17 protein-coding genes are annotated in these 12,877 nt (G+C 60.2%); 5 read left to right on the top strand and 12 right to left on the bottom strand.

What is annotated here, in order from left to right:
• Positions 1–173: 173 nt before the first annotated feature.
• The 3 genes from ribA to OIK44_RS00685 are packed head-to-tail and all read left to right on the top strand — an operon-like array spanning position 174 to position 3,122.
• Positions 174–782, top strand: a complete 609-nt coding sequence (ribA, locus tag OIK44_RS00695; RefSeq protein WP_337587187.1) for a GTP cyclohydrolase II — start codon at positions 174–176, stop codon at positions 780–782.
• Between the two features lie 40 nt (positions 783–822).
• Positions 823–2,151, top strand: coding sequence for a S1 family peptidase (locus OIK44_RS00690; RefSeq protein ID WP_273668726.1), 1,329 nt, complete (start codon positions 823–825; stop codon positions 2,149–2,151).
• The gene (locus OIK44_RS00685) at positions 2,148–3,122 is read left to right on the top strand and encodes an FHA domain-containing protein (RefSeq protein WP_273668725.1); all 975 of its coding nucleotides are present in this window, start codon (positions 2,148–2,150) and stop codon (positions 3,120–3,122) included. Before OIK44_RS00690 ends, OIK44_RS00685 begins: the two co-directional genes overlap by 4 nt.
• A 78-nt stretch (positions 3,123–3,200) precedes the next feature.
• On the opposite strand, the gene OIK44_RS00680 is transcribed toward OIK44_RS00685, so the two are convergent.
• Complete coding sequence (locus tag OIK44_RS00680) at positions 3,201–3,614, bottom strand: VOC family protein (RefSeq protein WP_273668724.1); 414 nt, start codon at positions 3,612–3,614, stop codon at positions 3,201–3,203.
• 107 nt (positions 3,615–3,721) lie between these two features.
• On the opposite strand from OIK44_RS00680, the gene OIK44_RS00675 reads away from it, so the two are divergent.
• The gene (locus tag OIK44_RS00675) at positions 3,722–4,063 is read left to right on the top strand and encodes an MmcQ/YjbR family DNA-binding protein (protein WP_273668723.1); all 342 of its coding nucleotides are present in this window, start codon (positions 3,722–3,724) and stop codon (positions 4,061–4,063) included.
• A 13-nt stretch (positions 4,064–4,076) separates the two neighbouring features.
• On the opposite strand, the gene OIK44_RS00670 is transcribed toward OIK44_RS00675, so the two are convergent.
• On the bottom strand, positions 4,077–4,685 hold the full coding sequence (locus OIK44_RS00670) for a TetR/AcrR family transcriptional regulator (RefSeq protein ID WP_273668722.1): 609 nt from the start codon (positions 4,683–4,685) through the stop codon (positions 4,077–4,079).
• Between the two features lie 147 nt (positions 4,686–4,832).
• Here OIK44_RS00670 and OIK44_RS00665 point away from each other — a divergent pair, with 147 nt between their 5' ends.
• Entirely contained in the window at positions 4,833–6,071 is a 1,239-nt protein-coding gene (locus OIK44_RS00665; RefSeq protein WP_273668721.1) for an MFS transporter, read from the top strand.
• A 68-nt stretch (positions 6,072–6,139) separates the two neighbouring features.
• Here OIK44_RS00665 and OIK44_RS00660 read toward each other — a convergent pair whose 3' ends face one another.
• The 10 genes from OIK44_RS00660 to OIK44_RS00620 form a co-directional block, all read right to left on the bottom strand.
• A complete protein-coding gene (locus OIK44_RS00660) occupies positions 6,140–6,565 on the bottom strand; it encodes a DUF3224 domain-containing protein (RefSeq protein WP_273668720.1) in 426 nt (141 codons plus the stop codon).
• A gap of 185 nt (positions 6,566–6,750) precedes the next feature.
• Entirely contained in the window at positions 6,751–7,248 is a 498-nt protein-coding gene (locus OIK44_RS00655) for a hypothetical protein (protein WP_273668719.1), read from the bottom strand.
• 359 nt (positions 7,249–7,607) lie between these two features.
• On the bottom strand, positions 7,608–7,919 hold the full coding sequence (locus OIK44_RS25665; RefSeq protein ID WP_420213798.1) for an antibiotic biosynthesis monooxygenase family protein: 312 nt from the start codon (positions 7,917–7,919) through the stop codon (positions 7,608–7,610).
• A 434-nt stretch (positions 7,920–8,353) separates the two neighbouring features.
• Positions 8,354–9,136 (bottom strand): alpha/beta fold hydrolase, encoded by a 783-nt coding sequence (locus OIK44_RS00650; protein WP_273668718.1) that lies wholly within the window; start codon positions 9,134–9,136, stop codon positions 8,354–8,356.
• 222 nt (positions 9,137–9,358) lie between these two features.
• On the bottom strand, positions 9,359–9,820 hold the full coding sequence (locus OIK44_RS00645; protein WP_273668717.1) for a GNAT family N-acetyltransferase: 462 nt from the start codon (positions 9,818–9,820) through the stop codon (positions 9,359–9,361).
• A 68-nt stretch (positions 9,821–9,888) separates the two neighbouring features.
• Positions 9,889–10,665: an ATP-grasp domain-containing protein gene (locus OIK44_RS00640; protein ID WP_273668716.1), complete on the bottom strand. Its 777-nt coding sequence runs from the start codon at positions 10,663–10,665 to the stop codon at positions 9,889–9,891.
• A 74-nt stretch (positions 10,666–10,739) separates the two neighbouring features.
• Entirely contained in the window at positions 10,740–11,099 is a 360-nt protein-coding gene (locus OIK44_RS00635; RefSeq protein WP_273668715.1) for a hypothetical protein, read from the bottom strand.
• A gap of 206 nt (positions 11,100–11,305) precedes the next feature.
• A complete protein-coding gene (locus OIK44_RS00630) occupies positions 11,306–11,716 on the bottom strand; it encodes an energy transducer TonB (RefSeq protein WP_273668714.1) in 411 nt (136 codons plus the stop codon).
• Positions 11,717–11,881: 165 nt separating this feature from the next.
• On the bottom strand, positions 11,882–12,331 hold the full coding sequence (locus OIK44_RS00625) for a hypothetical protein (protein ID WP_273668713.1): 450 nt from the start codon (positions 12,329–12,331) through the stop codon (positions 11,882–11,884).
• A gap of 262 nt (positions 12,332–12,593) precedes the next feature.
• Positions 12,594–12,833: a hypothetical protein gene (locus tag OIK44_RS00620; RefSeq protein ID WP_273668712.1), complete on the bottom strand. Its 240-nt coding sequence runs from the start codon at positions 12,831–12,833 to the stop codon at positions 12,594–12,596.
• Between the last annotated feature and the right edge of the window lie 44 nt (positions 12,834–12,877).

Here is a 12,877-nt window from a genome sequence, read left to right as displayed (position 1 = left end):
TTACCCCTGGCAAAACAAGGCTATTGAAAACCATCCCGCCCAGTTTTGGTATGATTGCAAGGCGCGCCGGGTCTGATGCAGTCGGACCGGCGCGCCTTTTTTCTTTTATCTTTACTTTTTAAGAGCACAGCATGCAGCGCGCAGACACCCCGGTTAAAGAAGAATTGGACTACATGAGTTCCTGTGCGTTGCCGACGCCGTGGGCGCAGTTCACGCTGCACGCCTTCGTCGAACACGCCACCGGCAAGGAACACCTGGCCATGACCCTGGGCGACATCGGCGATGGCGCGCCCGTGCTGGCGCGCGTGCATTCCGAATGCCTGACCGGCGACGTGCTGTTCTCGCAGCGCTGCGACTGCGGCGCCCAGCTGGAGGGGGCGCTGAAAAAGATCGCCGCCGAAGGCCGTGGCATCCTGCTGTACCTGCGCCAGGAAGGCCGCGGCATCGGCCTGATCAACAAAATCCGCGCCTACCGGCTGCAGGAAGCGGGCGCCGACACGGTGCAGGCCAACGAACAACTGGGCTTCAAGGCCGACGCCCGCAATTACGCGCTGTGCCAGCCGATGTTCGGCCAGTTCGGCATCACCAGCCTGCGCCTGATGACGAACAATCCGCGTAAGATCGAGGCGATGGAAAAGCTCGGCATCACGGTGGCCGAACGGGTGCCGCTGCTGGTCAACCGCAACGCCTTCAACCAGCACTACCTGAACACCAAGGCCAGCAAGCTGGGCCACATGATGCAGGCGGCCACCCCGCCGGCGCCCGAGGACGGCGCGCTCTAAGCGGCGCCCGGCGGCGCCCGCACGACTTCCCGGGAGAGGCATGAAATTACTCAAGCTCGCGTTGTGGCTGGGCTGCCTGGGCGGCAGCGCCATCGCGGCGCCGCCGCCGGCGCCGGCGTCCGCCGCGGCCGAGACGGCGGCCGCGCTGCCGGCGCCGTCGACGGCCGCGCAAAAACTCTATTCCTCCGCCAAGAACGATATATTGCAGGTGCGCGTGCTGCTCAAGAGCGGCCGCACCCAATCCTCGGTCGGCTCCGGCTTCCTGATCGGCACCGGCAACCTGGTCGTCACCAACTACCACGTCGTCTCCCAGTTCGCGCTCGACCCCGACACCTACGTCGGCGAGTGGGTCGACACGGGCGGCCAGCGCGGCAACGTCGAGCTGCTGGCCGTCGACGTGCTGCACGACCTGGCCGTGGTGCGCGTGAACCGCAACGGCACCGGCTTCTTCAAGATGCCCGAGCAACTGGCCGCACTGAGCCAGGGCCAGTACCTGTACTCGCTGGGCAATCCGCTGGACCTGGGCTTCGCCATTTCCGAGGGCGCCTACAACGGCATCATCCTGCGCAGCTTCTACGAGCAACTGATGTTCACGGGACCGATCAACTCCGGCATGAGCGGCGGCCCCAGCGTGACCGTCGACGGCGCCGTGGCCGGCGTGAACGTGTCAAAACGCCTGGATGGCGAACTGGTCAGCTTCCTCGTGCCGGCCCGCTACGCCCAGGAACTGCTGCGCAAGGTGGCGCAGCAGCCGCGGCCGCCGAAGGACTTCAAGCCCGTCGTCACCGAACAATTGCTGGCGCACCAGAACATGCTGGTCGAGCGCCTGCTCGGCAAGCCGCTGACGCTGAAGACCATGGGGCCGTACCGGGTGCCGGTGCGCGAATCGGAGCAGATGCGCTGCTGGGGCCGCTCGAACGTCAAGACCGACACGCCCTTCATGATCGACAACACCAGTTGCGCGATGGAGTCGGCCATCTTCATCTCGGGCCGGCTGCAGACGGGACAGATCTCGATGCGCCACGAATACCTGCGCAGCAACACGCTGGGGCCGGCGCGCTTCGCCGAACTGGCCAGCGCCGCGTTCAAGAACGAAGACTTCGGCAGCCACAAGGACGCCAACCTGACCGGCCCCAGTTGCACCGAGCAATTCGTCCACAACAAGGCGCTGCCGCTGCGCGCCGTGCTGTGCGCGCGCGCCTACCGCAAATTCGCCGGCCTGTACGACATCGCGCTGCTGACGGCCAGCACCGACAGCGGCCTGATGAGCCTGCAAAGCCGCTTCGACGCCCGCGGCGTATCCTACGAGAACGGCCTGCGCGGCGCCCGCATCTTCCTCGACGCCCTGGCCCGGAGCGGCAAGCCATGAAACCGCCCTACTTCATCGAAACGCTGGCGCGCAACGGCGAAGTGCTGCACCGCCAGCGCGTGGCGGCGCTGCCGCTGCGCCTGGGGCGCGGCTACGACAACGACGTCATCCTCGACGACGCCCACACGGCGGCGCGCCACGCCATCATCGAGGCGGACGGCGAGGGCATGCCGGTGCTGCGCGACCTGGGCAGCCAGAACGGCTGCATCCACCGCGGCAAACGCCTGGGCAGCATCGCCCTCGACGGCGACACCGTCGTGCGCCTGGGCCACAGCAACCTGCGCCTGCGCGGCGCCGACCACCCGGTGCCGGCGGAGCTGACCGACACCACCATGCACGGCTGGGAGGGCGGCACGCCGGCCCTGCTGGGCCTGGGCCTGATCGGCGCCACCGCCCTGCTGACCAACTGGCTCAACGACACCCAGCCCTTCCAGGCCGTCGCCTACCTGCTGGTGCTGTCCTACGCGCTGGCCGGCGGCCTCGTCTGGAGCGGCGTCTGGGCCTTCGGCAACCGCCTGTTCGGCCGCCACGCCCGGCTGGGGCGCCACCTGTTCATCCTCGGCTGCGGCCTGGCCGCGCTGGAGGCGTGGAAACTCTCCAGCAGCGTGCTCGCCTACTCGTACTCGATGGAAGCGCTGACGCGCTACGGCCGGCACGCCATCATCGCCATCGTCTGCTGCATGGTGTTCTTCCACCTGCGCACGATCAAGCCGCACCACCCGCGCCGGCTGGCGGCAGCCTGCATGGTGCTGCTGCTGATCGGCTCCAGCCTGGGATTGATGAGCAACCTGCAACTAAGCGGCCGCGTCGCCGACGAGCCGTACATGGCGGTGCTGCTGCCGCCGGCCTTCCGGCTCAGCCCCGACCACACGCCCGAGGAATTTTTCGGCCGCGCCGCCAAGCTCAAAAGCGGCGTCGACGCCGAGCGCGCCAGGGCGGCGGCCGGCGAGACGGACGACGACACGGAGTAAAGCGCCATGGGCGGCGGGGCCGGCCGGCGGCATCGCCCACGTTTGCGCTTCCGGCACGGCGCAGCTCAAGGCATGCAACTACCTTGACGACCAGGCCGGCCCCTTCAACTCGACCGTGTTGCCTTCCGGGTCACGCAGGTAGATCGACGGCCCCTCGCCCTCGGCGCCGTAGCGCGACGCGGCCGGCTCGCTGGCGACGCCGGCGGCGGCCAGCTCGGCGCGGATGGCCGCCGCGTCGAACGGCTCGACGCGGAAGCAGAAATGGTCGAGATTGCGCCCCTCGGCGCCCGGCGCGGCGCCGCCCAGCCGGCCCAGCTGGCCATCCACCGGCACCAGGTCGAGCAGGCTGGCGCCGGCGCGCAACTGCAGCAGGCCGATGGTGTCCTGGCGCCGCTCGACGCGGCAGCCCAGCACCGCGCAATAGAACGTGGCCATCGCCTCCAGATCGCGCACGCGCAACACAATATGGTCAATTTCCCGAATGTGTATCATTGTTAACACTTTCTTTTCGCGCCAGCCCGCACCGTAGACGGGAGTCGCATGGCAAAATACCAGTATGCTGAAATCCTGCCGATGCGGCAACGAGGGAGACGAGGAACATGGTTGATTTGAACGAGCTGCGCTACCTGGCGCTGTCTTTTCCCGACACGAGCGAGGAAGAGCACCATGACCGCCCGTCGTTCCGGGTCGGCGGGAAGATTTTCGCCACCCTGCCCGACGACGAGCACGTCAACGTAATGCTGGACCCGGAGGCGGCCCGCATCGCCGCCATCATCACCACCGACGGCTGCCGGGAACTGTGGTGGGGCGAGCGCCTGGCCGGCATCACCGTGACGCTGGCGCAGGCGGAACTGGACATGCTGGCCGCCGTGCTGACGGCCGCGTGGCGCCGCAAGGCCCCCGGCGAACTAGCCAAGTCGATCGACCCGGCCGCGCCGTGACGGCGCGCCCGCCTCAGTACGGCCAGCCGCGCAGCAGCATGGTCGCCATTTCGTGCAACTGGGTGCGCGGCACGCCCGCCGCCGCCTGCACCGCCATGCCCTGCGACACCGTCATCACATAGCGGGCCAGCTTTTCCGGACTGGCCTCGGGCGGCAAATCCCCCTCCTCCTGCGCGCGCTCCAAGCGCAGGCGCAACTTCATTTCACCGCGCAGGCGCCGCGCCGCCAGCTCGTCGCGGATCGGCAGCGCGTCGTCGCTGCAGGCCAGCGCCGCGTTGACGCCCAGGCAGCCGTGCGGCACGTCCGGCTCCGTCTGCACGTCGACGTAGTCCGACAGCAGGCGCTCGACCGCCGCGCGCGCCGTCGGCAAGGCCAGCGCCGCGTCGAAAAACTGCATCCGCGTGTCGTTGTAGCGCTCCAGCGCCTTGTGGAACAGCGCCTCCTTGTTGCCGAACACCGCGTACAGGCTGGGCCGGTTCATGCCCATCGCCTTCGTCAGCTCCGGTAGCGAACTACCCTCATAACCTTTTTCCCAGAACACTTTCATCGCGCAGTCGAGCGCCTCGTCGGCGTCAAAGGTGCGCGGCCGTCCCACTTTCAGCGGAGGTTTGCTTGATTTCATACCGATCGGTAATAAATTAATTGACAAGGTCTGTGTATTCGCCGATTATATACTGACCGGTAAAAAATACAAGGAGCCAGCGCCCCCGACAGGGCAGCGGGCCGGGAGACGACACGCCCCTTACCTCAACCCCGTCTGGAGATCTTTATGCATACACCCCAACACCAGGCCGCCGCGCCGCCGTCCGAGCAGGCGGCCGAAGCGGGCCTGTCGCCATGGCTGGCCGTGGCCTCCGTCGGCATCGGCGCCTTCGCGCTGGTGACCTCGGAATTCCTGCCGGTCGGCCTGCTGCCGGCCATCGCCGCCGAACTCGCCATCACCAAGGGCCAGACCGGCCTGATGATCACCACGCCCGGCATCGTCGCCGCCTTCGCCGCCGTCTTCGTGACGGTCGGCTCGGGCCGGCTTGACCGCCGCATCGTGCTGATGGCGCTGACGGTGCTGCTGGTGCTGTCGAACCTGATCGTCGCGCTGGCGCCGTCGTTCGGCTGGATACTGCTGGGCCGCGCCCTGCTGGGCATCGGCGTCGGCGGTTTCTGGGCCATCGGCACCGCCATCGGGCCGCGCCTGGTGTCGCCGGAGCATGCGGCGAAAGCCATGTCCGTCATTTTCGCCGGCGTCTCGCTGGGCACCGTGGCCGGCGTGCCGGCCGGCGCCCTCGTCGGCGAACTGATCGGCTGGCGCGTCGCCTTCGGCTCGGCCAGCGCCATCGCCCTGCTGGTGCTGCTGGGCCAGGCCCTGCTGCTGCCGGCGCTGCCGCCGACCCAGGCGATCACGCTGCGCCAGTTGCCGGCCATCCTGGGCATCCGCAAGGCGCGCCTCGGCCTGATCGCCACCGTGCTGCTGTTCGTCGGCCAGTTCGCCGGCTACACCTATATTGCGCCCTTCCTGAAACTGGTGTCCGGCATGTCGGCGACGCTGATCACCACCCTGCTGCTCGCCTATGGTTTGACCGGCTTCGTCGGCAACATCCTCGGCGGCTGGGCCGTCGGCAAGAGCGAGCGCGGCACGCTGATCGCCACCTCGCTGGTGCTGGGCCTGGCCGCGCTGGCCATGCCGCTGTTCGGCGCCGACCAGATCGCCGCCACGGTGCTGGTCGGCATCTGGGGCCTGGCCTTCGGCGCGATGCCGATCGCCATCCAGACGTGGATGTATAAGGCCGCGCCGGATTTGATGGAAGGCAGCAGCGCCTTGTTCGTCGCCACCGCCCAGATCGGGCTGGCGTCCGGCGCCCTGCTCGGCGGGCTCGGCGTCGACCACCTCGGCGTCGGCAGCGCGATGGTGATCGGCGGCGCGTTCGCCGTGAGCTGCGCGGCCGTCATCTGGAAGTTCGGCCACGACCGCGTGGCGACGCTGAAGATCGTCGGCGGCACGGACAGGGTCTAAGCGAGCGCGGCGTCAGCGGACGGGGGCGGAGCGGCCGGGTTCGCCCCCGCCGTTGCACCCCGCTCCGATCACGGCGCCTTGTCCAGCGTCAGGCAGTACTCGCCGCCATGCTCGCCGGCCTTGGCCTTGATGACGCCGCTGCCGCCGAGGCCGGCAAACACGCCGGTGCCGCTGCCCGCCACGATATTGAGTGCGCCGCTGACCCCGAACAGCGGCGAAAAACAGCCCTCGTGCTTCATCGTGAAGCTGCCCTCGCGCCCGGCTGCCGCCGAAACGATGCGTTCGTAACCGACAAAAGCCACGTCAGCGCCGGGAACGGCCGGATAGGCCAGCAGATACTCCAGCGTGCCCTCGCCCTCGATGCCGCCCGAGAGCGTGTTGACGATGGTCGCGCGGCTCAGCTTGCCCGCGTCTGCCATCTCATGAAACGGCGTCTCCGCCCACGACGCTGCGACGAAGTTGGTGCTGAGAGTGAGGGGGAAATCGAAAGGCATGTCTGTATCCTGTAGAAAGTGAATGTATCGCTACGCAATGGCATTTACTTTAGCACAATACTGTGTTTTTATACAGAATACGATGTAGGCCGGTCCCCCTCAGAAAACGACTGCGCGGCGCCAATTGGAGGTACCTTGGAAGGCTTTGATTTGTCGGGCCGTTTTCACTCCGTTGCGGACCTTCGCTACTCCGTAGAATCGGAGCTATGTCTAAGCCTGGTCGATGCACTTTTATTTGGCCAAGTCAAAATGCTCGTGGCGACACAAAGTGAAGCTATACCAAACATAAGTACAGCTTGGGCCAGTTGGCTTTGGAAGATGAAGTATTGTGACGCATCCAGTTTCAGTGTCGAGTGCTTTGTCCATGAAATATATCGCTCCGTCCACTCGCCCCTCCAATATTCAAGAACAAAGCCGCTTGGCGGCGACTTTCCGGCCTCGGCAACTATGCCGGCATCAAATGGTGGTGCTGAAAGCATCAGAGGACTGCCCTCTTCGACTGATATCAAAGTGCGAAACTCTTCTGGAGTAGGGAGCCGGGAATTCGCAACATAAAATTTATCAGTGTTCATTGCTGCAGCAATGAACACGCCTTCAATCTCCCGGCTCCTGGCGACACTCCGGTCGATCAGCGAAGTGCTAAAAGTCGCAAGCAGCATCACTGACAACACCAGGGATATCACTGCAAGTACCGCGCTGATTATTCTATTTTGAAGGCAAATCATCGAGTACCATTATTTTTAGTTTCGGCTTCCGATTGAGAAATGAACGGTTGCACTTGACCGCTAGCTGTAGCGGCTCGCGTTTGAAACCGGCCATGCTCGCATTCGACGCCGGTTTCGGCTCGAATTAACTGCAAATGACGGGACGTCCGTGCTCACGCTATCTGCAAACGTGCTTGCAATCGACCGCGCCAGCTCGCATTCGACGGCCGCATGCTCGCGCTAACTGCAAATGAAACGTACGCCTTGACAGGCTGCATCTGTCAGCATCGACCCAAAGCGGTCACTCGTGTGTATAAGTTCTCTTGCCGGCCGCGCCCTTAGTCGGGCGCTACCGATACGAGAAGGTCGGCGACTACGTCACCGTGTAATGGGCCATCTACCAGTTCAGCTAATTCACGCATCTGGTTTCGCAGATCTACCATGCGTGCATTAGGCTCCGGTTGTGTAGCCCGGAAGACTTCGGACGGCCATTGCGCATACGCAAAATAGTGGCCGTCGGCGCACCGATGCAAGCGCGACCCTAGCCCGCCCCGCTCGTCGCGTATGAGCTGGGTGAGCTCAAGCCAGGCGCGCTCGAACTCTCGCTCACGGCCGGAGGTTACTTTCCATCTAAAGTAAATCGCGTGCATAACATCCTGTCGAGTAGAAGAAGTTTGCAGAAGGATAACCATTACAGCAACTGCTCTGCTACGGCCATAAAACTCAGCAGATTTATTAGGATATCTCTGTCCCGGCCAAGGGAAATCGATCGGCAAAGGGCCGCTCTTGGCCGAAAAAACCAGAAGTTGCCTATAGAAGATTGTACCGTACAGGTACACCCATGCGTGGCACTGCTATCGAGACATTTTCCGCGTCTCGCATGGGTTGATGCGGTACATTTGAGACATCGTCGCCGATTGTCTAGACCTCAACGAGACGATATTCATGCCTTCCGGCATTTGCAGTTAATTCGAGCCGAAACCGGCGTCAAATGCGAGCATGGCCGGTTTCAAACGCGAGCCGCTACACCTAAGGATATTCCACGCTACGATGGGACCGCCACCGAATTGGCATCAAGCTACGCCTATGCCAACCGATTGGCAAGAAAATCGTTCACAGCCTCCGTGAATAAAATAGGAGAATCTTTGTATGCCTCGTGCCCCGCATAAGGAATGTTGAGGAAGGCAGCATTCTTGATTTTATTCCGCAATTCAACGACGCACTCCAGCGAACAGAGATGATCCTCGTCACCACGCACCAGCAAGGTAGGCGCCGTGATCCGTTCGATTGCCTCGCCAGGATAAGCACTGTGTTCGATATCTGTCCAGAGCGATACAACTGCTTTAAGCAGCGCCTCAAAGTCTGGTTCTGGATTGTTTTCTTTGTAATAGGCGACTGAGTCGGGGAACATTGTTTTCCAGAAATCAGCTGTCACGCCGCTCAACATGGAAAATACCGGATCGTCCACGTCCAGATGACTTTGAGCCGCCACCGCCACCAGCGCCTTGATCCGTGACGGCGTTTCGACCGCCAGTCGCAAGGCAGTGTTCCCACCATCACTGAAGCCCAGTATAGAAAAGGAATCGATATCCAAGTGCGCGAGCACAGCTTCGACATCAGCTTGATATTGTTGATAGGTCAAGCGAGACGTCCCAAGCGTAGACTTGCCATGCCCGCGAAAATCAATGCCGATTAATTTGAACTGGCTCGCAAATTTATCGACAATGCCATTGAAGTCCGTGATATTGCCCATGCCGCCATGTAGTAGCAGAAGCGGCTTTCCTGCTGGATTTCCTGTGACTTCAAAGTATATTTCGGCATCATCAACTAGCAAGTGCTGGCCCGACGAATGAGTAAAAACAGCCATGATGAATTTCTCCTTGGAAACTTGAATTTTTGATGCATTAACAATACAAGAGATCACTGTCAATTTCTGTCAGCATCCGATCCATCTCTGCTTATTCTTGTTCTCATCACCTGAACTGACATGATTTCACTAGGCACTGCGGAATTTTTACGCGTCACCACGGATCTGCCACTCCAAGAGCAAGAGCTCAGCAACGTCCGATTTTGGCCATTGTGCGCAGTGCTAGGAGGCTACCTGATATGCGGCATTGGCGTTTGCCAACAAGTAAAAGACTTCGCTTCCAGCGACCCGTTCTCGGGTCCAGCCTTGTGAGGCATAGAATCGGTCTGCCCTTGTTCCTGCCGCTGTGCTCAATCGGACAATCCCTTGGCCTTGCTCGAAAAGCCATCTTACGGCCATATTGAGTAATTCCTTGGCGAACCCTCGCCTTTCATACTCTTGCGATATGAAGAGCGCCCAAATTGATGAATTTATACTATTTGCGTAGCAGAATCCCACAACAACCCCATCAACCTCTGCGACCCAGCCGCGCCCCAGCGACTCCAGATAATCTTCATACATTTGTTCGGTAACTCTACTCGGGTCGGAAAGAGCATTCTCGCCAACGGCCAGCCGAATCTTTGACATCGCAGGAATATCATGAGAATTCGCTCGGCGAAAATTGGCTAATTGGATTTGGGCCATGTTCGGTCTTTAGGATATCTACTGGGGCCGTTGAACGGCAGTTCCTGGCCGGCTTCAGTCGCTGAAAGCTATACATGCAGCATTGCGGCAAACCGCTCAGGGCTCCATTTCTTTCGGTCGGAAACCTGCCCATCGCCTAACTCAATCAGTCGCAACTCACCAGTTGTCGCTAGCACGGTATCAACCGAATAGAATGGGCTCCTGATGCGCTTGGCGATCTCCTGTACGAGAGCGGGCACGTCCCCATCCCGAGCGCAGGCCCTTCCGTTCATCACGAAATATCGCTCTTCAGTTTCTGGAACTAGGTCCTCAAACTTTCGGATACACACGCCGCCTTCCACCGCACCACGATACTTCTCGATAAGCGAAACCACATCAGCAATGCCGTCAGGCGACTGCGCTACCGAACCACGTGACGTAGTCAATGACTTGACATAGTCCTTCACAAAAAATGCGGGCCAATGCTTTCCCTCCATAAGACTAACAAAATCCGCATTGCTATCCGCAACGATGGTTTCGGGGGTAAAGTCCGTGCAGAGCGAATACCATTCCGGCAAATAATGGCACCGGCGATATTCGACGACGCCTGTCTTCAGTTGTGCTCTTTCGCTTTTGACGGCATTGAATAGACGTTCATATGCCTCCGGCGTCATCATCCAGCCTCGATACAAAATATCTGCGCCAACTGGCAGTGCCTGCTTAGGATTAAACTTATCCGATTCAAAATCTTCAAAAGAAAAAAGCGAGTGAGACAGCCCAAGTGCAGCCACCGCTGCGAGCTCTTCAACATACGCTTCGTCTACCTGAGACTTCTCATAGGGGTCGGACGGGTATAACAAATGCATTCAGCAACTCCGCAAAAATGTGATGATGGATGGACGTCCGCTCTTGGCCGTAGCAGTACTGCGAGGTTTAGAATTCAACGACTCCGCCATCCTGCATCGATACGCTCAATGACATCGCCTGATGCAAAGAAGTCGCCGTCCCAAAGCTCGAACTTTACACCAGGTCGTACAACGTCAGCGAAGAGTTCCGGTGCAATCACAACACAGCGGACCGTTACTGAATCTCCCGCTTGCAATACTCCCGCAGCATCGACCCACATTCCAATGGTGTTGAGGCCATCAACCCCTTCCATTTTCATCGGAACACGCCGATGCAGGCTCTCGTCAAAAACGAAGCAGCGACGCCGATCTGAACCGTGCTCGCGAAAATGAAAGTGCAATTCGGCAGTGAACTGAGGAATAGGTCCCATACATCGTAATTTCAAATCCGTCACAAAAGGCAGCTCGTGGCCGTTACCGCCTGGGGCTTGCGTTAGCCTAACAGCGCCGCGCGGCGGACTAGATCCTTAGCGAGCGTCAGCAATTCGGCATCATCAGCCTGACCAACGAAAGGATCATAAAAATATTAAACCGTCTGCTTCTGGCCGGTTACTGCCGCCGGCTCCTGGCGGTCCTAGCGGATGCTTAACGCCTTGCCGTGTCAGTCCAAGGTCCATACGTATTGCATCTGCAACCAAGCCTCGGCCGGCTCGCCGCCAATCTTTCCGGGCGTAAAGGCGCACTTGGCTATACCGGTGCGCGCCGCATCGTCCAGCTCCGGATGTCCACTCGATTTGGCAACCTTAGATTGCTTAACCTTGCCATCTTTGCCAATGAGTAAGGCCAGCGTGACGACACCGGTCTTTTTAGCGGCGAGCGCCTCCTCCGGCCATGCCGGTTTCGAGCAGCTATTGACATCGAAAGTACCGCCGATTTTTTCAGTGGCCTTGTCGGCCGCCAAGGCTTGGCCGTCAACCGACAGGCAGCCTAGGACAACTGCCAGCGTCGCGATAGCTATTTTCCTGTTCGTTGCCTGCTGAGAAGGATCACGCAGATGCTTCATACGTTTCATTAAATTTTTTCTCCGTTGGTCGCATGCTACAAAAAACCTCAAGTGCGGTACTTTGGCCTGCTTTTGACCGATAACGGCCATCGAACCTTCTGAATCAGCCTGGGAGGACCGGGACCGGACGCCGCTACCTGTAGCTCGCTCCTCGCCATCGCCATCTAGCGGTAGCTAACCTGTCGGGATTTGAGCAATGAAATCGCGCGGACTCTTTACAAACTTGGCGGCCTTAGACGATGCCATTGCCTGCAAGAGGAGTTCCCGTCGTGGCTCAATGAACTGTCGTCCCTGTACATCAAAGTAGCTGCAATTCAGTTGAAGTGCCAGCGTACAAATCGTGTCGAGAAATGCGTCATTGTCTACGCTGACATCCAGACGCACCAGAACCTCCACAGAGTCGGCCTCATCAAAGAGCAAGTCGACTCGGGTCCCAGTTTCAATGCCAAAAACTATCCAGTCATCCATCATAAGCCAAGGTTTCCCAAGGGAGCCCGCTATCATTTCTTGGACATAAAGTGCTAATTTGACCGGTATTCCTGGAATGTCCAAACCATCGTCTGAAGCCGTAGGCATCGGTTCACCACGATACATCAGGTGCAAATCAAACTGCCATGTAGCCATGTCTCTATTTCTCTATCCAGTCTAAGCAATATCATCATACAAATATTTTTTATCAATGAAATCAATGGCTTGCAATCACACTACCTGCCATGTTAACCCCTGGATGACATCCAAAGGGTTCGTGAAATTACAATATAGCAGAAACTCCGGTCGAATTTTCTCTTTTGCCAACATTGCCTTAAACTACTGCAGCGGGGTTCTGACATTTCGCGCAGCCGTCTTTTTGACGCAGGCGGCAGCGCTTGAATGACGGTGGCGGACGTCAGATGCGGCCGCGCTTAAACTCGGCCAGGAAGGCCCGCGTCTGTTTCTCGCTCAGCACGACGTCAGGGTCGCCATGATAGGCGTACAGGAAGGGGGTGCCGCCCAGGCGGTCGGTCAGCTTGGCGGACAGCAGGAACTTACTGCCCAGCGGGTATAGGCGGGTGTCGCTCAGGCGGCGCGAACACTGCACCGACAATTCCGGCGAAAACGCCTGGCCAGGCACAGGGCGGATTTGCACGACCCCGCCCACGATGCGCGACTCCACGGCAACTTGCCGGTATG

Source organism: Janthinobacterium fluminis (genome assembly GCF_028595325.1).
In the GTDB taxonomy this organism is placed as follows: domain Bacteria; phylum Pseudomonadota; class Gammaproteobacteria; order Burkholderiales; family Burkholderiaceae_D; genus Janthinobacterium; species Janthinobacterium fluminis.
Note: the sequence above shows the minus strand (reverse complement) of the source record. Positions and strands in the feature narration are given on the sequence as shown.

Excerpts from the sequence above, each read along its gene's own strand:
- ribA (WP_337587187.1), top strand. The coding sequence starts at position 174 with ATGAGTTCCTGTGCGTTGCCGACGCCGTGGGCGCAGTTCACGCTGCAC.
- OIK44_RS00690 (WP_273668726.1), top strand. The coding sequence starts at position 823 with ATGAAATTACTCAAGCTCGCGTTGTGGCTGGGCTGCCTGGGCGGCAGC.
- OIK44_RS00685 (WP_273668725.1), top strand. The coding sequence starts at position 2,148 with ATGAAACCGCCCTACTTCATCGAAACGCTGGCGCGCAACGGCGAAGTG.
- OIK44_RS00680 (WP_273668724.1), bottom strand. The coding sequence starts at position 3,614 with ATGATACACATTCGGGAAATTGACCATATTGTGTTGCGCGTGCGCGAT.
- OIK44_RS00675 (WP_273668723.1), top strand. The coding sequence starts at position 3,722 with ATGGTTGATTTGAACGAGCTGCGCTACCTGGCGCTGTCTTTTCCCGAC.
- OIK44_RS00670 (WP_273668722.1), bottom strand. The coding sequence starts at position 4,685 with ATGAAATCAAGCAAACCTCCGCTGAAAGTGGGACGGCCGCGCACCTTT.
- OIK44_RS00665 (WP_273668721.1), top strand. The coding sequence starts at position 4,833 with ATGCATACACCCCAACACCAGGCCGCCGCGCCGCCGTCCGAGCAGGCG.
- OIK44_RS00660 (WP_273668720.1), bottom strand. The coding sequence starts at position 6,565 with ATGCCTTTCGATTTCCCCCTCACTCTCAGCACCAACTTCGTCGCAGCG.
- OIK44_RS25665 (WP_420213798.1), bottom strand. The coding sequence starts at position 7,919 with ATGCACGCGATTTACTTTAGATGGAAAGTAACCTCCGGCCGTGAGCGA.
- OIK44_RS00650 (WP_273668718.1), bottom strand. The coding sequence starts at position 9,136 with ATGGCTGTTTTTACTCATTCGTCGGGCCAGCACTTGCTAGTTGATGAT.
- OIK44_RS00645 (WP_273668717.1), bottom strand. The coding sequence starts at position 9,820 with ATGGCCCAAATCCAATTAGCCAATTTTCGCCGAGCGAATTCTCATGAT.
- OIK44_RS00640 (WP_273668716.1), bottom strand. The coding sequence starts at position 10,665 with ATGCATTTGTTATACCCGTCCGACCCCTATGAGAAGTCTCAGGTAGAC.
- OIK44_RS00630 (WP_273668714.1), bottom strand. The coding sequence starts at position 11,716 with ATGAAACGTATGAAGCATCTGCGTGATCCTTCTCAGCAGGCAACGAAC.
- OIK44_RS00625 (WP_273668713.1), bottom strand. The coding sequence starts at position 12,331 with ATGGCTACATGGCAGTTTGATTTGCACCTGATGTATCGTGGTGAACCG.